The 21,215-nt window shown below is 56.8% G+C and carries 15 protein-coding genes and 2 tRNA genes; 4 read left to right on the top strand and 13 right to left on the bottom strand.

Annotated elements, in window-relative coordinates; genetic code table 11:
* Positions 1 to 64 precede the first annotated feature (64 nt).
* The 9 genes from sucD to sdhC all read right to left on the bottom strand — a co-directional run bounded on the left by sucD (position 65) and on the right by sdhC (position 11,708).
* A complete protein-coding gene (gene sucD, locus B9G99_RS12905) occupies positions 65 to 937 on the bottom strand; it encodes a succinate--CoA ligase subunit alpha (RefSeq protein WP_086622520.1) in 873 nt (290 codons plus the stop codon).
* Entirely contained in the window at positions 937 to 2,103 is a 1,167-nt protein-coding gene (gene sucC / locus B9G99_RS12900) for an ADP-forming succinate--CoA ligase subunit beta (RefSeq protein WP_086622519.1), read from the bottom strand. Before sucC ends, sucD begins: the two co-directional genes overlap by 1 nt.
* Positions 2,104 to 2,221: 118 nt before the next feature.
* Positions 2,222 to 3,658: a dihydrolipoyl dehydrogenase gene (gene lpdA / locus B9G99_RS12895; protein WP_086622518.1), complete on the bottom strand. Its 1,437-nt coding sequence runs from the start codon at positions 3,656 to 3,658 to the stop codon at positions 2,222 to 2,224.
* A 98-nt stretch (positions 3,659 to 3,756) separates the two neighbouring features.
* Positions 3,757 to 5,358, bottom strand: coding sequence for a 2-oxoglutarate dehydrogenase complex dihydrolipoyllysine-residue succinyltransferase (gene odhB, locus B9G99_RS12890; RefSeq protein WP_086622517.1), 1,602 nt, complete (start codon positions 5,356 to 5,358; stop codon positions 3,757 to 3,759).
* A gap of 72 nt (positions 5,359 to 5,430) precedes the next feature.
* Positions 5,431 to 8,274, bottom strand: coding sequence for a 2-oxoglutarate dehydrogenase E1 component (locus tag B9G99_RS12885; protein WP_086622516.1), 2,844 nt, complete (start codon positions 8,272 to 8,274; stop codon positions 5,431 to 5,433).
* A gap of 211 nt (positions 8,275 to 8,485) precedes the next feature.
* Positions 8,486 to 9,196: a succinate dehydrogenase iron-sulfur subunit gene (locus tag B9G99_RS12880; protein WP_086623473.1), complete on the bottom strand. Its 711-nt coding sequence runs from the start codon at positions 9,194 to 9,196 to the stop codon at positions 8,486 to 8,488.
* Between the two features lie 16 nt (positions 9,197 to 9,212).
* Entirely contained in the window at positions 9,213 to 10,985 is a 1,773-nt protein-coding gene (sdhA, locus tag B9G99_RS12875; protein WP_086622515.1) for a succinate dehydrogenase flavoprotein subunit, read from the bottom strand.
* Between the two features lies 1 nt (position 10,986).
* On the bottom strand, positions 10,987 to 11,334 hold the full coding sequence (gene sdhD, locus B9G99_RS12870) for a succinate dehydrogenase, hydrophobic membrane anchor protein (RefSeq protein WP_086622514.1): 348 nt from the start codon (positions 11,332 to 11,334) through the stop codon (positions 10,987 to 10,989).
* Complete coding sequence (gene sdhC / locus B9G99_RS12865; protein ID WP_086622513.1) at positions 11,328 to 11,708, bottom strand: succinate dehydrogenase, cytochrome b556 subunit; 381 nt, start codon at positions 11,706 to 11,708, stop codon at positions 11,328 to 11,330. Before sdhC ends, sdhD begins: the two co-directional genes overlap by 7 nt.
* A gap of 403 nt (positions 11,709 to 12,111) precedes the next feature.
* On the opposite strand from sdhC, the gene gltA reads away from it, so the two are divergent.
* Positions 12,112 to 13,401, top strand: coding sequence for a citrate synthase (gene gltA, locus B9G99_RS12860; RefSeq protein WP_086622512.1), 1,290 nt, complete (start codon positions 12,112 to 12,114; stop codon positions 13,399 to 13,401).
* A gap of 463 nt (positions 13,402 to 13,864) precedes the next feature.
* On the opposite strand, the gene B9G99_RS12855 is transcribed toward gltA, so the two are convergent.
* From B9G99_RS12855 to gltX, 3 genes are all read right to left on the bottom strand, one after another.
* A tRNA-Glu gene (locus B9G99_RS12855) sits at positions 13,865 to 13,940 on the bottom strand.
* Between the two features lie 8 nt (positions 13,941 to 13,948).
* Positions 13,949 to 14,024: transfer RNA gene (locus B9G99_RS12850), tRNA-Ala, on the bottom strand.
* A 78-nt stretch (positions 14,025 to 14,102) separates the two neighbouring features.
* Complete coding sequence (gltX, locus tag B9G99_RS12845) at positions 14,103 to 15,596, bottom strand: glutamate--tRNA ligase (protein WP_086622511.1); 1,494 nt, start codon at positions 15,594 to 15,596, stop codon at positions 14,103 to 14,105.
* A 168-nt stretch (positions 15,597 to 15,764) separates the two neighbouring features.
* On the opposite strand from gltX, the gene cydD reads away from it, so the two are divergent.
* The 3 genes from cydD to B9G99_RS12830 all read left to right on the top strand — a co-directional run bounded on the left by cydD (position 15,765) and on the right by B9G99_RS12830 (position 20,154).
* Positions 15,765 to 17,552, top strand: coding sequence for a thiol reductant ABC exporter subunit CydD (gene cydD, locus B9G99_RS12840; protein ID WP_086622510.1), 1,788 nt, complete (start codon positions 15,765 to 15,767; stop codon positions 17,550 to 17,552).
* Entirely contained in the window at positions 17,545 to 19,314 is a 1,770-nt protein-coding gene (gene cydC / locus B9G99_RS12835; protein WP_086622509.1) for a thiol reductant ABC exporter subunit CydC, read from the top strand. Before cydD ends, cydC begins: the two co-directional genes overlap by 8 nt.
* 75 nt (positions 19,315 to 19,389) lie before the next feature.
* On the top strand, positions 19,390 to 20,154 hold the full coding sequence (locus B9G99_RS12830) for an SDR family NAD(P)-dependent oxidoreductase (RefSeq protein WP_086622508.1): 765 nt from the start codon (positions 19,390 to 19,392) through the stop codon (positions 20,152 to 20,154).
* Between the two features lie 68 nt (positions 20,155 to 20,222).
* On the opposite strand, the gene B9G99_RS12825 is transcribed toward B9G99_RS12830, so the two are convergent.
* Positions 20,223 to 21,200: an NADPH:quinone reductase gene (locus B9G99_RS12825; RefSeq protein ID WP_086622507.1), complete on the bottom strand. Its 978-nt coding sequence runs from the start codon at positions 21,198 to 21,200 to the stop codon at positions 20,223 to 20,225.
* Positions 21,201 to 21,215: the final 15 nt, after the last annotated feature.

Here is a 21,215-nt window from a genome sequence, read left to right as displayed (position 1 = left end):
CTTTCAGCGCGCATAAAAAAGGGGGCCGGATGGCCCCCTTTTTGCTCACGTGCACCTGCTGATATTACCAGCCGGTTGCTTCCTTGAGCTTGTCGCCAATCTCAGCCAGCGAACGCACCGTGCGAACACCTGCAGCTTCCAGCGCCTGGAACTTGTCGTCCGCAGTGCCCTTGCCGCCGGCAATGATGGCGCCAGCATGACCCATGCGCTTGCCCGGGGGCGCAGTGACGCCCGCGATGTAGGCGACGACCGGCTTGGTCACATGCTCCTTGATGTACTGAGCTGCTTCCTCTTCTGCCGTACCGCCGATTTCACCGATCATGACGATGGCTTCGGTTGCCGGGTCCTTCTCGAACATCTCGAGGATATCGATGAAGTTGGAGCCCGGAATCGGATCGCCGCCGATACCGACACAGGTAGACTGACCAAAGCCGTGGTCAGTGGTCTGCTTGACCGCTTCATAGGTCAGGGTGCCGGAGCGAGAAACGATACCGACACGACCGGGCTTGTGGATGTGGCCGGGCATGATGCCGATCTTGGACTGGCCCGGCGTGATGACACCCGGGCAGTTGGGACCAATCAGGCGCACACCGAGCTCGTCACACTTGACCTTCACATCCAGCATGTCCAGCGTCGGAATGCCTTCAGTGATACAGATGATCAGTTTGATGCCCGCATTGGCGGCTTCAAGGATCGAATCCTTGCAAAAGGCGGCCGGTACGTAGATGACGGTCGCTTCTGCGCCGGTCTGCTCAACGGCTTCAGAAACGGTGTTGAACACCGGCAGGCCAAGGTGGGTCTGACCACCCTTGCCCGGCGTCACGCCACCGACCATGTTGGTGCCGTATTCGATGGCCTGTTCCGAGTGGAACGTGCCCTGACCACCGGTAAATCCCTGGCAGATTACCTTGGTGTTCTTGTCAATCAGGATACTCATTATTTGCCCTCCGCTGCTTTAACCACCTGCTGCGCCGCATCGGTCAGGCTGGTTGCTGCAATGATGTTGAGGCCGCTATCGGCAAGCTTTTGCGTGCCAAGCTCTGCGTTATTGCCTTCAAGGCGAACAACGACCGGCACGTTGACACCAACCTGCTCTACGGCACCCATGATGCCTTCGGCAATCATGTCGCAACGCACGATACCGCCAAAGATATTGACCAGTACGGCTTTTACCGAGGTATCGGACAGGATGATCTTGAACGCTTCCGCGACACGTTCCTTGGTAGCACCGCCGCCAACATCAAGGAAGTTGGCCGGCTGACCGCCGGAGAGCTTGATGATGTCCATCGTGCCCATGGCCAAGCCTGCGCCGTTGACCATGCAGCCAATGTTGCCATCGAGCGCCACGTAGTTGAGTTCCCACTTCTGGGCGTTGGCTTCACGCTCGTCTTCCTGGCTGGGATCGCGCATCTCTTCAAGATCGGGATGACGATACAGCGCGTTGCTGTCCAGGTTGATCTTGGCATCCAGGCAGTGCAGATCGCCGCTTTCGGTAATGACCAGCGGGTTGATCTCCAGCAGTGCAAAATCCTTGTCGGCAAACATTTTTGCCAGACCCAGGAAAATCTTGGTGAACTGCTTGATCTGTTCCTTGTTCAGGCCCAGCTTGAACGCCAGTTCACGCGCCTGGTAGGGCTGCGGCCCGACCAGAGGATCGATTTCGGCCTTGAGGATCTTTTCCGGTGTCTCTTCAGCCACCTTTTCGATCTCGACACCACCTTCGGTGGAGGCCATGAACACGATGCGACGTGAACCACGATCCACTACCGCACCCAGATACAGCTCGGTGGCGATATCGGTGCAGTTTTCGACCAGAATCTTTGTGACCGGCTGGCCCTTTTCATCCGTCTGATAGGTGACAAGGTTCTTGCCCAGCCACTGCTCGGCGAAAGCGCTGGCTTCTTCGGGGCTGGTGACCAGCTTGACACCGCCTGCCTTGCCGCGACCACCGGCGTGTACCTGTGCCTTGACTACCCAGCGTTCCCCGCCAATTTTCTGGCATGCCTTGGCTGCTTCTTCGGGGGTATCTACCGCGTACCCTTTGGAGACCGGCAGACCATAATCAGCAAATAACTGTTTTGACTGATACTCGTGAAGATTCATCGTCTCATGCCATTGGTTGCATTGGACTCGATTGATGGGGCGATGACCGAAGGCCTGTCACCCCATCCCGATTCACTCCGGCGACGACCGAAGTGAGGTTAACGTCAATGTCGATGCATTAACGCTTTTTACGGTTTGCCATATGAATGGCATGACCTTCGACTGCCAGCGCCGCTTCGTGAACAGCTTCGGACAGTGTCGGGTGTGCAAAGCAGGTCAGTGCCAGATCTTCGGCACTGGAACCAAACTCCATGGCAATCACGCCCTGGGCAATCAGTTCACCGGCGTGCTGACCGATGATGTGAACACCCAGAATGCGGTCAGTGCTGGCATCGGTGACGACCTTGGCCATGCCCTCTGTGGCATTGTTGGCCATGGCGCGGCCGCTGGCCGAGAACGGGAAGACGCCTGACTTGACCTCGAAGCCTTCCTTCTTCGCCTGCTGCTCGCTCATGCCGACCCAGGCGACTTCAGGCGCGGTGTAGATGACGCTGGGGATGGCGTCATAGTTCATCTGAGCCTTTTCACCGTGGATGATGTCAGCAACCATCATGCCCTCTTCCGACCCCTTGTGGGCCAGCATCGGGCCGCGGACCACATCACCGATGGCAAACACGCCCGGCGCATTGGTCTGGCAGGTATCATCGACCTGGATGAAACCGCGCTCATCGAGCTCAACGCCAGTACCATCAGCCAGCAGGTTCTGGGTATAGGGGCGACGGCCAACACATACGATCAGCTTGTCGAACGTCTGCTCCTGCTCGCCGCTGCTGTCGGTGTACTTCACGACAACTTCGTTGTCCTTGATATCAGTGCCGGTGACGCGCGCACCCAGGCGAATATCGAGGCCCTGCTTGCCGAGCAGCTTCTTGGTTTCCTTGGCGATCTGCTCATCGACCACCGGCAGGAAGCTGTCCATGGCCTCGAGTACAGTGACCTCACTGCCCAGACGATTCCAGACACTGCCCAGCTCAAGACCGATAACACCAGCGCCGATGACGCCAAGACGCTTGGGCACGTCCTGAAATTCCAGAGCGCCGGAAGAGTCAACGATCAGGCCTTCGGTCAGCGGGGCCGGCGGAATTTCGACCGGAACGCTGCCGGAAGCGATCACCACATTTTCAGCTTCATAGGTTTCGCTGTTGCCGTCGTGGCCGGTGACTTCAACCTTTTTGCCGGGCAGCAGTTTGCCGGTGCCTTCAAGTGCGGTGACACCGTTGGCCTTGAACAGGGCGCTGATACCGCCAGTCAGGTTGGCAACGGTCTTTTCCTTGCGAGCCATCATCTTTTTGACGTCCATCTGAACGTCACTGACTTCGATCCCCAGCTCGCTGTAATCATCACGAGCTTCGACATACTTGTGAGACGTTTCCAGCAGCGCCTTGGAAGGAATGCAGCCCACGTTCAGACAGGTGCCACCGTGTACGGTCTTGCCACTCTTGTTGACCCACTTTTCAACGCAGGCAACCTTCATGCCCAGCTGAGCTGCACGAATTGCGGCAACATAGCCTCCGGGGCCAGCGCCGATCACGATGACATCAAATTTGTCAGCCATGTGTATCCCTGTGTGGTTCATTGTCGATCATCCTGCATATTGCCGGCGATCGGTATAAAACAGCCCGCCCGGTGCAGGACCGGGCGGGATTGGAAGGCTTAAACGTCAAGCAGAAAACGCGCAGGATCCTCAAGCAGGCTCTTGATGGCCACGAGGAACTGGACCGCGTCCTTGCCATCGATCATGCGATGATCGTAGGAAAGCGCCAGATACATCATCGGGCGAATCTCGACCTTGCCGTTGACCGCCATCGGACGCTCCTGGATCTTGTGCATACCCAGAATGGCCGTCTGCGGCGGATTGAGAATCGGCGTCGACATCAACGAGCCAAAGATACCGCCGTTGGTGATGGTAAAGGTGCCGCCCTGCATGTCTTCAATGCCGAGCTTGCCGTCACGGCCACGCTTGCCGAAGTCACCGATGGTCTTTTCAACGTCGGCCAGCTTCATGGAATCCGTATCACGCAGCACTGGAACAACCAGACCACGCGGCGTGGACACGGCAACACCGATATCCTGATAGCCGTGATAGACAATATCAGTACCGTCGATGGAGGCATTGACGTCCGGGAAGCGCTTAAGGGCCTCTGTCGCGGCCTTGACGAAAAAGCCCATGAAACCGAGCTTCACGTCATGCGCCTTGAGGAAGTCATCCTTGTACTGGCTGCGCAGCGCCATCACCGCACTCATGTCCACCTCATTGTAGGTGGTGAGCATGGCAGCGGTCTGCTGTGCCTGTACCAGACGCTTGGCGATGGTCTGACGCAGACGACTCATCGGCACGCGCTGTTCGGGACGTTCACCCTGAATGGCCGCACCTGCCGGCGCTGCGGCCTTTTGCGATACACCGGTACCAGAAGAGGTCGCCGGCTTTTCGCCACCACCCTTTTTGGCACTGCCGGCCTCAATGGCCTTTTGCACATCTTCCTTCAGAATACGGCCGCCCTTGCCGGTGCCCTCGATTTTGTTGACATCAAGGTTGTGTTCGGCCACCAGCTTGCGGGCTGCCGGAGCAAGTACCTTGTCACCAACCTTCTCGTCCTGCTCGGCATTGGCATCGCCCGACTCGGCCTGGCTGTCATCGCCACGGGATTCGGCAGAGGCACCTGCCGCATCACCGCTGCCTTCACCAAAGCGTGCCAGCACCTGTTCGGAGGTGACCTGGCTGCCTTCATCGGCAAGGATTTCGGTCAGAGCGCCATCAGAAGGTGCAACCACCTCCAGCACTACCTTGTCGGTTTCAATCTCGGCCAGCACTTCGTCGCGCTTGACCGATTCACCAACCTTTTTGTTCCAGCTGGCAACAGTGCCTTCCTGAACGGATTCAGGGAAGGAAGGTGCCTTGACGTCAACCGAGGCGCTGGAGGCGGACGACTTGCCACCGCTTTTGCTGGATTCGGCAGGCTTGTCGGAAGATGCCTTGCTCTGCTCGTCCTTTTTCCCGCTCTGCTGTGAGGACTGACCACCTTCGCCCAGACGACCCAGTACCTGCTCGGACTCACAGGTCTCGCCTTCCTGAACGGTAATTTCCTCTACCGTGCCGTCGGCCGGGGCGACGACTTCGAGCACCACCTTGTCGGTTTCGATTTCAACAATCAGTTCGTCACGCGAGACACTGTCTCCCGGCTTCTTATGCCAGGTAGCCACGGTCCCTTCCGCAACGGATTCGGGAAAGCTTGGCGCCTTGATGTCTGTTGCCATGATTATTCCTTAATATCCTCTTCTCTCGGTAGCCGGCAATCGCGGCACTCATGTTCCTGAGCTTTCAGGCGCTCAACCGTTGAACGCCTTGTCTACCAGCGATCGCTGCTGCTCACTATGTACTGCCATATATCCAGCGGCAGGCGCTGCCGATTCGGCACGACCTGCAAAGCCAAGCTCACTTCCCAGTCCGGATTTCACCTGATCCGCTACCTTTCTCATGTGATGCTGACTCTGATACCAGGCGCCCTGATTCTTGGGCTCTTCCTGACACCAGACCACACGCTCGAGATTGGTATAGCTTTCGATGGCAGCAAAAAGCGACTCTTCAGGGAATGGATAAAGTTGCTCGACACGAATGATGGCAGTATCGAAGCGCTCGTTTTCCGCCCGCCAGGTGGCAAGATCGTAGTAAACCTTGCCGGAGCAGAAGATCACACGTGTAACCTGTTCAGCTTCAAGCTTGCCCTGATCCGGAATGACCATCTGGAAACGACCATCAGAGAGATCCTCCAAAGAGGAAGTCGCATCCTTGTGACGCAAAAGACTCTTGGGGGACATGATGATCAGCGGCTTGCGCAGTCCACGAATGACCTGCCGGCGCAGCAGATGGAAAATCTGTGCCGGCGTGGTCGGAACGCACACCTGCATGTTTTCTTCGGCGCACAACTGCAGAAAACGCTCAAGACGTGCCGATGAGTGCTCCGGACCCTGACCTTCATAGCCATGAGGCAACAGCAGGGTCAGACCACACAGACGTCCCCATTTGGTTTCGCCCGATGAGATGAACTGATCGATCACTACCTGAGCACCATTGGCGAAGTCGCCGAACTGTGCCTCCCAGGCAATCAAGGCATTGGGCGTGGTCGTGGCATAGCCGTATTCAAAAGCCATGGCACCTTCCTCGGACAGGAAGGAGTCATAAATGGTGAAGCTGGGCTGATTGGGCTTGAGATGACAAAGCGGTGTCCATATCGAACCATCCTTCTGGTTATGTACCACCGCATGTCGATGAGAGAAGGTGCCTCGCCCGGTGTCCTGACCCGTCAGACGTATCGGATGCCCCTGATCGATCAGCGTGGCGTAGGCCAGGGTTTCAGCAAACCCCCAGTTGATGCCGAGGCTACCAGCGACCATCTTGCGTCGGTCTTCATAGACCTTGGCCACCTGACGCTGAGTGTCGACATCATCCGGGATGTCACACATCTTGGTTGCCAGTTCCTGCATACGCTTGAGGTCGAAGGACGTATCGGACTCACCGGTCCAGCGATGTCCCAGATAAGGTGTCCAGTCAACAAAGAGATTGCTGTTGGGCTCCTGAACGAGCGCATTGGCAACGTGATTACCGTTATCGAGATCTTCCCGATAACCGTCGACCAATGCCTTGATCTCATCCTCATCCAGCACACCCTCTTCTACCAGGCGGCGAGCATAGATCGTGCGTGAGCTGTCATGACTCTTGATCTTTTGATACATCAGCGGCTGGGTGCCGGAAGGCTCATCCGCCTCATTGTGACCACGACGGCGATAGCAGATGAGGTCGATGACCACATCCTTCTTGAACTGCTGGCGATAGTCGATAGCCACCTGAGTCGCATGCAACACCGCATCAGGGTCATCACCGTTTACGTGGAAAATCGGCGACTGAACCATCTTGGCGATATCGGTGCAGTATTCGGTGGAGCGCGCATCATCACGGCGAGAGGTCGTGAAACCGACCTGGTTGTTGATGACAACGTGAACCGTACCACCGGTCTTGTAACCGCGCAGCTGCGACATCTGGAAGGTTTCCATGACGACGCCCTGACCGGCAACAGCCGCATCACCATGCACCACCAGCGGCAATACCTGATCACCTTCGCTGTCTTCACGACGGTCCTGACGCGCACGCACCGATCCCTCGACTACCGGGGTCACGATCTCGAGGTGTGATGGGTTGAAGGCCAGCGCCAGATGCACTTCACCACCGGGTGTCATGACATTGGAACTGAACCCCTGGTGATATTTCACATCACCAGAGCCATGTTCGAGCATCTTCTTGCCGTCAAACTCATCGATCAGCTCACTCGGACTCTTGCCGAGAATGTTGACCAGAAGATTGAGACGACCGCGGTGCGCCATGCCGATAACGACTTCGCGTACCCCATAGTTGCCCGAGCGCTGAATCAGCTCATCTACCATCGGGATAAAGCTTTCGCCACCTTCCAGACCAAAGCGCTTGGTACCCGGATACCGGCTGGCGAGATAGTTTTCAAGACCTTCTGCCGCCGTCAACCGCTCCAGTACGTGCTTGCGCACGTCCGCCGGATAGTCGGGTCTGGAACGGACCGATTCAAAACGCTGTTCAAGCCAGCGTTTTTCTTCGGTATTCACGATGTGCATGAACTCACAACCGATCGAGCGACAATAGGTCTGCTCGAGCGCCTGGATGATTTCCTTCAGCGGCGCACTGTCCTTGCCAATAAACAGGGAACCGGTCTGAAACTCGGTATCCATGTCGGCATCGGAGAGCTGGTGAAAGGAGAGTTCGAGGTCAGGGACGGTTTCTGCAACACGCAGGCCCAACGGATCAATATCGGCCTTTTGATGACCTCGGAACCGATAGGCGTTGATCAGCTGAAGAACACGGACCTGCTTGCGATTGGTCTCTTCGTTCTCAACGCCACCCGATGCCACTGGTGCCAGTGAACGCCGCTCACGAGCAAGGTGATAGAACTGATCGCGAATCGGGGCAAGGGGAACGTCCCGGGAGGGGCCACCATCATAGCCGGGGAGGCTGTCGAAGTACTGTCGCCACTCATCGGGGACAGACTGGGGATCGGAAAGATATTGCTCGTAAAGCTCTTCAACGTAATGGGCGTTGCTCCCGCTCATATGCGAGGTACGCCACATTAATTCCATTATGCCTTCTTGCATCGCTCAATCACCCTGGGTCTGGGGTGGGGTCAGTAATCGCGGTCAGTGCGATTACCTTGATGTAAATTACGAGTCTTGCCGCATCATCGCTGACCCGATCAGCCGGATCATTGTCGATGCCTGGACTCGAAAGACTACCGTCGCCCCTGAAGGCGACGGCAGACGTCAATGATAACAAGCAAGGCCTGTCATATTAAGCAAAAACCGTGCATCACGCGGCATTACGCACCAGCATTTCGCGAATCTTGCCAATGGCCCTGGTAGGATTGAGTCCTTTAGGGCAGACATTGACGCAATTCATGATGCCGCGGCAGCGGAAGACACTGAACGGATCGTCGAGTTCCGACAGGCGCTCCTGCGTGTGCGTATCACGTGAGTCGGCCAGAAAGCGATAGGCCTGCAACAGTCCGGCCGGACCCACGAACTTGTCCGGATTCCACCAGAACGACGGACAGGACGTCGAACAGCAGGCACACAGGATGCACTCGTAAAGCCCGTCAAGCTTGTCACGATCTTCCGGCGACTGCAGACGCTCGATGGACGGCGGGCGCTCATCGTTTTGCAGATAGGGCTGAATGCGCTCGTACTGCTTGTAAAAGAGCGACATGTCGATGATCAGATCGCGGATAACAGGCAGACCCGGCAAGGGGCGCAGTACCAGTCGATTGTTCTTGACCACTTCGGACAGCGGCGTCACACAGGAGAGGCCGTTCTTGCCGTTCATGTTCATGCCATCGGAACCACAGACGCCTTCGCGGCAGCTGGCGCGATACACCAGCGAACTGTCCTGTTCCTTGATCATCTGAAGTACGTTGAGCACCATCAGATCACGGCCCTGGGTATCGATCTGGAAATCCTGCATCCAGGGCGCATCGTCGCTTTCAGGGTTATAGCGGTAAACGGAGACCTGTAATGTCGACATATGGGTCATCCCCTCATCAATAAGTACGAATTTTAGGCTGGAACGTATCGACGGTCTTCGGAGAGAAGTTGACATCACGCTTGCTCAGCGTTTTTTCCGCCGGATGATAGATCGAGTGTTTCAGCCAGTTTTCATCGTCACGATCGGGGTAGTCCTCACGAGAGTGAGCACCACGACTTTCGCGTCGCTCAAGGGCCGCGATGGCGGTCCCCTCGGCAACTTCCATCAGGTTATCCAGTTCGAGAGCCTCGATACGCGCGGTATTGAACATGTCCGACTTGTCAGGCAGCCAGGCATTGGCAATACGCTCACGCAGCTCTTCGAGCTTTTTCACGCCTTCCTGCATGTTGTCTTCCTTGCGGAAAACACCAAAGTTGTTCTGCATGATGGTCTGCAGGTCCCGCTTGAGCTCGGGAACAGTTTCTCCACTGCCCGACTCGTTCCAGCGGTTCAGACGCGCCATCGCACCATCGATGTCCGACTGCGAAGCTTCCATATATTCGATACCCTGATTCAGGGTCTCTTCAATATGCATGCCGGCAGCGCGACCGAAGACCACCAGATCCAGCAGCGAGTTGCCGCCAAGGCGGTTACTGCCGTGAACGGACACACAGGCCACTTCACCACAGGCAAACAGGCCGTTGATGACCTTGTCATTGCCATCGGCGTCAACCGTCAGCGCCTGACCATGCACGTTGGTCGGAATACCGCCCATCATGTAGTGACAGGTCGGCACAACCGGAATCGGTTCCTTGACCGGATCCACGTGTGCAAAGGTACGAGAAAGCTCCACGATGCCGGGCAGGCGTTTCATCAGCACGTCTTCACCCAGATGATCCAGCTTGAGCATGACGTGATCGCCATTTTCACCGCAGCCGCGGCCTTCAAGTACCTCAAGTACCATCGAACGGGCAACGACGTCACGGCCGGCCAGGTCCTTGGCATTGGGTGCGTAACGCTCCATGAAGCGCTCGCCATCCTTGTTGATCAGGTAGCCACCTTCCCCGCGACAGCCCTCCGTGACCAGTGTCCCGGCGCCATAGATGCCGGTCGGATGGAACTGCCACATTTCGATGTCCTGTACCGGGAAGCCTGCTCGCAGGGCCATGCCGATACCATCACCGGTGTTGATCAGGGCATTGGTGGTAGAAGCATAGATACGACCCGCACCACCTGTGGCCAGAACGGTAGCCTTGGCCTTGATCATGACGGTTTCGCCGGTCTCCATGCAGATGGCAATGACGCCCACTACATCGTTGTTGGCGTTACGCACCAGATCAACGGCATACCACTCGTTGAGGAAAACCGTATTGTTCTTCAGGTTATTCTGATAAAGGGTGTGCAGCAGCGCATGGCCGGTACGGTCTGCAGCTGCGCAGGTTCTCGCGGCCTGGCCACCCTTGCCATAGTCCTTGGACTGGCCGCCAAACGGACGCTGGTAAATGCGGCCATTGTCAAAACGGGAAAACGGCAGCCCCATGTGTTCGAGCTCGAAAACCGCCTTGGGACCTTCGTTACACATGTACTCGATGGCGTCCTGGTCTCCGATATAATCAGAGCCCTTGACGGTGTCATACATGTGCCAGCGCCAGTCGTCATTCGGATCGGCACTACCGATGGCACAGGTGATACCGCCCTGAGCGGAGACAGTGTGGGAGCGCGTGGGAAAGACCTTTGACAGTACTGCCGTCTGCTTGCCTGATTGCGCCAGCTGAAGTGCCGCGCGCAGACCGGAACCACCGCCACCGATAATGATGGCATCAAAGGTCAGGGTACGTAACTGTGTCATGTCAAACTCCCCAGAGAACCTGCACACCCCAGACCACAAACACAAACAGGGCCAGGATGACGAATAGCAGCGCGCCGAACCGGATGGCGGCGGGCTTGATGTAGTCGGTTGCCACGATCCACAGGCCTACCCAGGCATGTGCAGCAACGGAAAGAAGTGCCAGCAGCGTGAACACCTTCATCCAGAGATGGCTGAAAAGCCCTGACCAGGCGGCATAGTCCAGGTCAGGAGTAAACAGCAGGTACGCCACCATAAAGAGGGTATAAAGCCCCAGAATCACGGCAGACGCACGCTGAATCATCCAGTCGGCTACCCCGTTGCGTCCCGGATTCAAAATATTGATTACCATACCCAGACTCCTGCCATAATAACGAGTAATGCACTGATAATGATGGTCAGCTGAGAGCCACGCTGGCCACCTTCCAGTGTTTCGCCATGCCCCATGTCCATCACGAGATGGCGCACCCCTGCGACAAGGTGAAAACCAAGAGCAGATAGCAGCCCCCACAGCACCAGCTTGGCGAAGAAACCATGAGCCATTGCTTCGCGGACGGTATCGAATCCGGCGGGTGAGGACAGGGAAACCTGGAAGGCCCACATCAGGAAGATCAGACCGATAAACAACAATATGCCTGACACTCTATGTGAAATGGATACAAGTGCAGGCAGGGGAAACTGGATACTTGAAAGGTCCAGATTCACCGGACGCTTGGCAGTCGACAAGGGTCGTTGACTCTTCACGGCGCTTTTCTCTCCCGGCCCGCATGAAATAGACCACGGGCAGTTTTTGGTAGGATTCAATCATTATCAGGTCAGGTCGCCTGGACAGGCGATGAATCGCCCGTCGCGCGGCCATTAATTATATGTCCCCGACGTTCGGATGACAAATTGACGCACATTTTTGTAAACGCATTGAAAGCTCAAACACCAGGGCAAAACAGGCTACAGTCTTGCCTTGAAGACATTAAAAAAAGCTTTTTGTGGCGTGCTCATGGAATGAAGACACCATGCCCGGGCCCGGGCATGCGTGGAATTGACAAACTGTCGCACCCGCTCAATAGTGGGCCCCAACGATTTGGCGGACATATCTGATAAAACAGTATTTTATATAATTCGAGGAGGCCTCATGGCTGACAGAAAGGCACAATTGACCATCGACGGTCTGGATGCTCCCGTCGAGCTGCCTATCTATTCGGGCACCACGGGCCCCGATGTGATCGATGTTCGCGGCCTGATAGATCACGGTTATTTCACCTACGATCCGGGATTTGTGTCTACCGCATCTTGTGAATCGGAAATCACTTATATCGATGGCGCCAACAGCATTTTGCTGCACCGCGGCTACCCTATCGAACAACTTGCTACACACTCCAACCACACCGAGCTGAGTTATCTACTGCTCAACGGGGAAATTCCCGACCAGGATGCCTATGAGGCATTTCGCAGCAGCGTATCGCGCCATACCATGGTGCACGAGCAAATTGTCAATTTCTTCAAGGGCTTTCGCCGCGATGCGCACCCGATGGCCGTGCTGTGCGGTGTCGCCGGTGCCCTTTCAGCCTTTTATCATGACAACCTGGACATTACTCAGGAACATGATCGGCAGGTTTCTGCCATTCGCCTGATTGCCAAGATGCCGACACTTGCGGCCATGTGCTACAAGTACAATGTTGGTCAACCTTTCGTCTATCCTCGCAACGACCTGAATTACGCTGAAAACTTCCTCTACATGATGTTCAGCAATCCCTGCGAGCCGTATGAAATCAATCCGGTTGCCGCCAAGGCCATGGACCGGATCTTCATGCTTCATGCCGACCACGAACAAAATGCCTCGACCTCCACGGTTCGACTGGCAGGCTCTACCGGCGCCAATCCGTTTGCCTGTATCAGTGCCGGCATTGCAGCACTGTGGGGTCCGGCTCATGGCGGTGCCAACGAAGCTGTTCTCAACATGCTTGCCGAAATCGGTGACGAATCCGAAGAAAACATTCAACGCTTTGTTGACCGCGCCAAGGACAAACAGGACGCCTTCCGTCTTATGGGCTTTGGCCATCGGGTGTATCGAAACTTCGACCCGCGCGCCAAGGTCATGAAGGAAACCTGCGACGAAGTGCTTGAAGAGCTGGGCATGGGAGACGACCCGCAGCTCAAAATCGCCAAGCGCCTCGAACAGATCGCACTGGAAGATGACTACTTCATTGAGCGCAAGCTCTACCCCAACGTCGATTTCTATTCGGGCATCATCCTTCGCGCACTGGGTATTCCAAAAAACATGTTCACCGTCATCTTTGCAGTAGCACGCACCACAGGCTGGATCTCGCACTGGAACGAGATGATTACCAATGGCAGTCGTATCGGCCGCCCGAGACAGCTCTACAAGGGGTATACGCAAAGGGATTATCCCGGGCAGTCGTAACCTGACAACCGCTTACTGAAAAGGCTGCCGAAGGCGGCCTTTTTTATATCTGTCAAAAGCATGGGTTGAACCGTTTTCACCTGTTCCTCTAATGCTTTTTATTGCTTGACAACCCCCCCTGATCTCATCACATTACGCCCGGATTTTTATTGTCCACACAAACTGTGGATAAGCCTGTTTATAACGTATGAAGAAGGTCTCAAAATCGCCATATTCTGGGCACTCCAGACAGATTGGGCATTTTTTAACCAGTCGCAAGTAACTGAATATAAAGAGATTTTTATAAAAACAATGAGATAGCCTTCGCTTTTGACACTACCTTGACAGCAGATCAGCGAAAGCCGGAACCGGTGGACAATTTGGAAAGGTGTCAAGCCCCGAACGCATAAAAATTTGCGTCGCATCGGGAAATGATGTGCGCAGATTTTGCGCAATGCACAATTGGAATAAATCAGGAAGGAAGTGGCGTCCCATAGGGGGTTCGAACCCCTGTTACCGCCGTGAAAGGGCGGTGTCCTAGACCACTAGACGAATGGGACGCAAAAGGTGGTGGAGCCTAGCGGGATCGAACCGCTGACCTCGACACTGCCAGTGTCGCGCTCTCCCAGCTGAGCTAAGGCCCCACTGCCCCGACCTGTGCCAATAACTGCGGTCAGGAACGGGGCGTATCTTACTGATTGTACTGAAAAGCGTCAAGCCCCTTATGCGTCACTCGCAGGCAGATCGCGGTATTCCTTTTCCAGCGCCTTAGTCTGTTTCTTGGAAGCGCCGCCAAGCACGGCAATAGCATGTCGCAGTCTGGCCCGGGTCATGTCAGATCCCAGAATCACCATGGCATCCATGACCGAGGTGGAGGTCTGACTGCCGGTAACCGCAATGAATACCGGTGCCAGAAAAGCCTTCATCTTGAGCTCAAGATAGCCTGACAGTAGTTTGACCTCTGAAAGAAGAGACTCCTTGTCCCAGCTGCGCACGTTTTCGAGTCGCCAGACCAGAAACTGCAGCAGGCGAACCGTCTGCTCACGTGTCATCCCGGTCTCATCGAACTGTTCGACCCGCAGATTCGGCAGCCCCGCAAAGAAATGCCCGGCCAGCGGCATGACTTCAGCAAGGGTCTGAACACGAGGTCTGACCTGAGGCAGAATCTGCGCCACATAGTCTTCGTTGAACGCCCACTGCATCAGCTTGCGCAGGAGGGCTTCGTCATCAAGATCTTCGCGGAGATAGACGCCGTTGAGCCAGGTCAGCTTCTCAAGATCGAACACCGGCCCGCCCAGCGAGATGCGATGAATGTCGAAATTCGCCATCATCTCATCCAGTGTGAATTTCTCGCGCTCATCCGGCATTGACCAACCCATGCGCCCCAGGTAGTTGGTCACTGCCTGAGGCAAATAACCCATGCGCTTGTAATAGTTGATCGAGGTCGGATTTTTGCGCTTGGACAGCTTGGATTTGTCCGGATTACGCAATAACGGCAGGTGACACAGCGCCGGCATTTCCCAGCCGAAATACTCATAGAGCAGAATGTGCTTGGGCGCCGAGTTGATCCACTCCTCACCACGCAGGACATGCGTGATGCCCATGAGGTGATCATCGACCACGTTGGCCAGATGATAGGTCGGCATACCATCCGATTTCATCAGGATCTGGGCGTCTACCTGAGCCCAGTCCACCTCGATCTCGCCACGCAGCATGTCATTGAAGCGGCAGCTCCCCTCCCCTGGTACCTTCATGCGTACGACATGAGGCCAGTTTTCCTGTTCGCGTCGAGCGTGCTCGTCTGCGTCCAGGTAAAGGTCTTCCGGTTTTAGTGCCGCGTAGAGCCCCTGCGCCTTGCGCGTCTCGCGCATCTCGTCAAGTTCTTCACTGGTGCGGTAGCACTTGAAGGCATGGCCGCTGTCCAGAAGCTTCTGAACATGTGTGGCATAGATATCGCCACGCTCACTCTGACGATAAGGACCATGTGGTCCGCCCACGTCGGGCCCTTCGGACCACTCGATGCCCAGCCAGCGCAGGGAATCCAGAATCATTTGCTCGGATTCGGAGGTGGAGCGCACCCGGTCGGTGTCCTCGATGCGCAGGATGAACTCACCGCCGTGCTGCTTCGCAAAGCAAAGATTGAAAAGCGCCACATAGGCAGTACCGACATGGGGATCCCCGGTCGGCGAAGGGGCAATACGCGTGCGTACAGTCATGAAAACGGCCATTGGCTGAAAAACGTGCCACTATTATACGCCAACCAGCGCGCGCACTTAAGGTGGCGTTCGGCGCCGTATCAGCACTGTCACGGCTGCGACGAAGTACCGCTGTGCGTTTGCCCGCTTTTTTGTTGATATTGTAAGCCCGCTCTCGATGGAGCCGTCATGGCCTCGAATGAAACACCGCGCCAATGGCTGCAGCGCACTGCTAGTCGAGGCGCTCGCTGGAGCCGACTTTCAGTCATTGCAGGTACCCTTTCAACACTGGTCCTGATGGTACAGGCCTGGTGCATTGCGACCATTGCTCAGCGCATGGTAATCGACGGTGCCGACTTTTCCTCTCTCTTGATCCCCCTGCTGCTGCTACCGCCGGCCTTTATTGCGCGAGGACTGCTGGTTCGGGCTCGTACGCTCTGCGGCGCCCGTGGTGGTATCGAAATTCGCCAATCCGTCCGGAAAGAGCTCTTGGAGCGTATCGCCGTTCTCGGTCCGCTATGGGCGCGACGCCAGCATAGCGCCACGCTGAGCAATCGAGTCTGGGACCAGGTCGATGCGCTGCAGGGCTTTTATGCCGACTATCGTCCGCAGATGCTGCTGTGCGCCATCATCCCCATCATTATTCTGGCGGCTGTTGCCCCCTTGAGCTGGGCGGCAGCACTCATTCTGCTGGCCACCGGGCCGCTGATTCCGATGAACATGGCCATGGTCGGCATCGGCGCCAAAAAGCGTCAGGAGGATCAGTTTTTGGAGATGGGCCGCATGAGCCGGCATTTTCTGGACACGCTTCAGGGGCTTTCAACGCTCAAGCTTTTTGATATCAGCAAGCGCCAGGCCAATGAAGTCCATACGGCTTCCGAAAGTTTTCGCCGTCGCACCATGCGCGTTCTACGCCTGGCCTTTCTTTCCTCGACTGTTCTGGAATTTTTCGCTTCCGTCTCGATCGCTCTGCTGGCGCTTTATCTGGGCTTTGTTTATCTGGGCCAATTCAATTTCGGCATGTACGACCACGGCATCAATCTCTTTATTGGTCTTTTCATCCTCATTCTGGCGCCCGAGTTCTATCAGCCCCTTCGCGAGCTGGGTGTCCATTATCATGCAAAGGCCGAAGCCGAAGCCGCCGCCGAAGATCTGATGCCCATCCTTAATCGGCGCGTTTTTGAGCGTGACAATGACCAACCGCCATGGCAGCCCCGGGCAGGGCTTACGCTCTCGCTTGAAGGTCTGACAGCACGCTATGCCGGGCGCGAATCTCCGGCTCTGACCGAAGTTTCACTCACTATTCAGGCCAATGAGACGCTGGCTGTCATCGGTCCCAGCGGTGCCGGCAAATCAACCCTGCTCAACGTTTTGATGGACTTCATGCATCCCGAAGCCGGCACATTGAGAGTGTCAGACGGTGATCACCCCTCAAGAGCGCTGACGGATATCCGCCCCGATGACTGGCAGCATCAGATCGCCTGGGTCGGTCAGTCCGCGGTGATCGTGTCTGGAACACTGGCAGACAATCTAAGGCTGGCCAACGCGCATGCCAGCGACCAGATCCTGAAGGAAGCCCTGGAGCAGGCCGCGCTCCATCACTGGCTTGCCGAGCTGCCCGACGGACTTGAAACCCGATTGGGAGAAGGCGGCAGAGCGGTTTCAGGCGGTCAGGCTCGACGCATTGCACTGGCACGTGCCTTCTTGCGCGATGCACGTCTGGTGCTGCTTGACGAGCCAACCGCCAGCCTTGATCAGGAAAGCGAGCGACTGGTGATGGACGCCCTGTCACGGTTATGCAAGGGACGCACGGTGGTCCTTCTGACTCACCGCATGGAGCTTCTGGCACTGGCCGACCGGGTTCTGATGCTTAGTCAGGGCAGTGTTCAGGCACTCGACACTCTGGAAGCGCTGCGCGCACCAGGCGGGCCGCTGGCACGCTCGACGAAGAGCGAGACGGAGGTGCGCCATGTTTAAACAGTTGCTTCCCTATCTTCGTCTCATGAAGCCATGGGCATGGCTGCTGGGCATCGGAATTGCGCTGCAGCTCATGGCGCTGGCCTCCAGCATCGGCCTGATGGCACTTTCAGGCTGGTTCCTGTCCGCCTCGGCACTGGCTGGTCTGAGTGTTGTTACGGCTCAAACCTTCAACTATCTACTGCCATCAGCCGGCGTACGGTTTTTTGCTCTGGCACGCACCGGCACTCGCTATGGAGAGCGGCTGGTCACTCATGACGCGACCTTCCGCCTGCTCTCTCGTTTGCGACGCCATGTTTATGAAAGACTTGAACCATTTTCGCCTGCACAGCTGCAACGCCATGGTGAAAGCGAGCTCATGACACGACTGACGGCCGATGTGGACGCCCTGGACAGCCTCTACCTGCGAGTGCTGGCTCCTTCCCTCGTGGCCCTGCTGGGCATTGTGGTCTGTGGTGTGGTCATCGGTGTCTTTGCTCCCGCCATCGGTATTTTTGCCGCCCTCGCCCTGCTGCTGTCAGGGCTGCTGGGGCCCTGGCTTGCCTGGCGTGCCGGCCGATCTCACTCCGATGCCTGGCAGCAGGACAACACCCGATTAAGAGCACGACTGCTCGAGCGTCTGAAAGGTCTTTCCGAGCTGATGATCTACAATCGCTGGCACGGCGAAGTCGACCACCTCATCAAGGGTCAGCACGCTCGGGACGCCCACGAATATCAGCTTGCCCGCCAATGGGGCAACTCACAGCTGCTTTCGCAGACGCTGCTGGGCCTGACGCTGACCGGCGTGCTGGGCATGGCTGGCTGGGCGGTCACTCAGAACGGCATGAATGCCACTCTGGTGGCACTGATGGGCCTTGCGGTCATGGGTGCCTTCGAGGCGATCGCCCTGCTGCCCCAGGCCTGGCAGAATCTCGGTCGTATTCAACGCGCCGCCACACGTCTTGATGACATCCAGCAGCGCGTGCCGGAGACCGGATTTCCCGAAGAGAGCCGCCAGCAACGGCCGGAAGGCACCCGGCTCTCCATCGAGCGATTGAGCGTACATCTTGATTCGGATATCGCGACACTCTCCTCGGTCAGCCTTGATGTCGAAGAAGGCGAGCACCTGCTGATCCTTGGACCCTCCGGTAGCGGCAAGACTACCCTGTTCAATAGCCTGATTCGCTTTGTGCCTCCCAGTGAAGGAAACATCACGCTGGGAGGTGCCCCCCTGAGTCAGCTGAGCGAGGCCTCCCTTCGCGCTCAATTTGCCGTTGCCCAGCAGGACACCCATCTTTTCACGGCCAGCTACCGCGACAACCTGACCATGGGCCAACCCATCAAGGATGATGACATCATGGCCGTACTTGAGGCGCTGGCACTGAGCGACTGGCTGGCGCATCAGCCTGACGGCTTGTCAGGCTTTCCGGACGAACGCGGCAGTTCCCTGTCCGGCGGCCAGCTCAGACGTTTTGGTCTTGCGCGCGCGCTGCTTCGAAAGGCGCCTATCGTGTTGCTGGATGAGCCTACCGAGGGGCTTGATGAAGCCACCGAACAACAGGTCTGGCGTGCCATCAGCCATCTTTGTCAGGGACGCACCCTGATCGTGATCACGCATCGGCTAACGCAGCTTGAGCAATTTGACCGAATTGCCATGCTCGACGAAGGGCAACTGGTCGAACATGACACACCCGAGTATCTCCTGGCCGATCCCGACAGCCGTCTGGCCACGCTGTGCCGGCGCATCGACCCGGAGCTTTCGGGCCTTCTGCGTCCGGCCTGACGCTTTCAGGTCCGCTACGCTTGAAGACACCGTTGTGATTGACAATCGTTTCTCATCGACCAGGCGAGCCATGACATGCTTGAACATCTTCCCGATCAATACACTGCCGTTGTGACCGGCGGTGGCGGCATTGGCCGCGCTCTGCTGGCAAGACTCCACCAGGATCCGCGTGCGGGGCGACTGATTGCCGTCACCCGCCATCCAGAACGCCTCAAGCAGGAGACGCCGCTCGATACCGACCGGCTGGAGATTGTGGACGCCGATGTCACCACCGAACAGGGTCTGCAAACGCTCAGCGATTATCTAACGCAGACACCGATCCACCTTTTGTTTAACACGATCGGTGTCCTTCACAGTGGACAAAGTGACCAGTCGGTGGCCATTACACCTGAAAAGCGTCTTGAGCGTCTTTCGTTTGATGCCTTGAACCATGCCTTTCACGTCAATGCCGCGACGGCCGCCATGCTGATCAGCACGCTGACCGACCGCCTGATCCACCATCCGGCCATTATTGCCACGCTCTCGGCAAGAGTGGGCTCGATTGGCGATAACGAACTGGGGGGCTGGTACGCCTATCGCGCCAGCAAGGCAGCCCTTAACATGCTGATGAAAACAGCATCGGTCGAGTTCAAGCGGCGCAATCCGCAAGCTATCCTGCTTTGCCTGCATCCTGGAACAACAGATACCGAGCTGTCCCGCCCCTTTCAGACCAGGGTACCGGAAGGAAAACTGTTTACAGCGGACTTTGTCGCCGAGCGACTGCTGGCGGTCATCGATCAACGCACCGTAGAAGATAGCGGTACGTTTTTTGACTGGAGCGACAAGCCCATCGAGTGGTAGCGGGTCGGCGCTGGCAGCCCTGAAGATTGAGCTGCCAGCGCAAGTTCCAGACACGGTAGATGACGTGCTCAGGGAATCAGAATGGTCGAACCGGACGTGCGGCGCGAGGCCAGATTCTGCTGCGCTTCACCCGCTTCATCGAGCCGGAAGCGACAGCCGATGTTGACGTGAACGCTCTCGTTGGCGATCACCTGGAACAGCTCCTGACTCATGGCCTCCAACCGTTCACGAGTATCGGCGTAGCCCCCAAGGCTTGGTCGCGTGACAAAAAGGGAGCCCTTATTGTTGAGCGTGGCAAGATTAACGCCTTCTACCGGACCGGAAGCATTACCAAAGCTTACCATCAGGCCGCGTGGGGCGAGGCAGTCCAGCGAGGTCTCCCAGGTATCTCGACCCACCGAATCGTAGACGACCGGGCACATCTGGCCATCCGTCAGCTCTCGAACGCGCTCTACCACGTTCTCTTCGCTATAGTTGATGGTCGCCCAGGCACCGTTTTTACGAGCAAACGCTGCCTTTTCCGGCGTGGACACGGTACCGATCAAACGCGCGCCCAGGCTTCTGGCCCACTGACAGGCGATCAGCCCGACACCGCCTGCAGCGGCATGAAAGAGAAAGGTATCGCCACTTTTGATCTGATACACCTGGCGCAGCAGATACTGCACCGTCAGTCCTTTCAACATGGCTGCGGCAGCCTGGTCAAAACCGATGCTGTCCGGCAGCATGACCACATTGTCAGCAGGCAGGGTGTGGTGGGTTGCATAAGCACCCAGAGGCCCTGTGGCGTAGGCGACGCGATCCCCTTCCCGGAACTCTTTTACTTCCTCACCGACGGCCTCAATGACACCGGCCCCTTCGGTCCCCAGACCGGAAGGCAGCCCATTGACCGGATAAAGACCAGTGCGGACATAGATATCGATAAAGTTGAGACCAATGGCCCAGTTGGTGACACGTACTTCACGTGGCCCCGGCGGTTCCGGCTCGAATTCGTGCATCTTGAGCACTTCCGGACCGCCGGTTTCTGCAAATTCAATCCGTTTTGCCATGAACCATTGCCTCAA

Source organism: Kushneria konosiri, from assembly GCF_002155145.1.
GTDB lineage: Bacteria > Pseudomonadota > Gammaproteobacteria > Pseudomonadales > Halomonadaceae > Kushneria > Kushneria konosiri.
The sequence above is the reverse complement of the archived record's forward strand: the minus strand, read 5'-3'. Positions and strand labels throughout refer to the sequence as shown.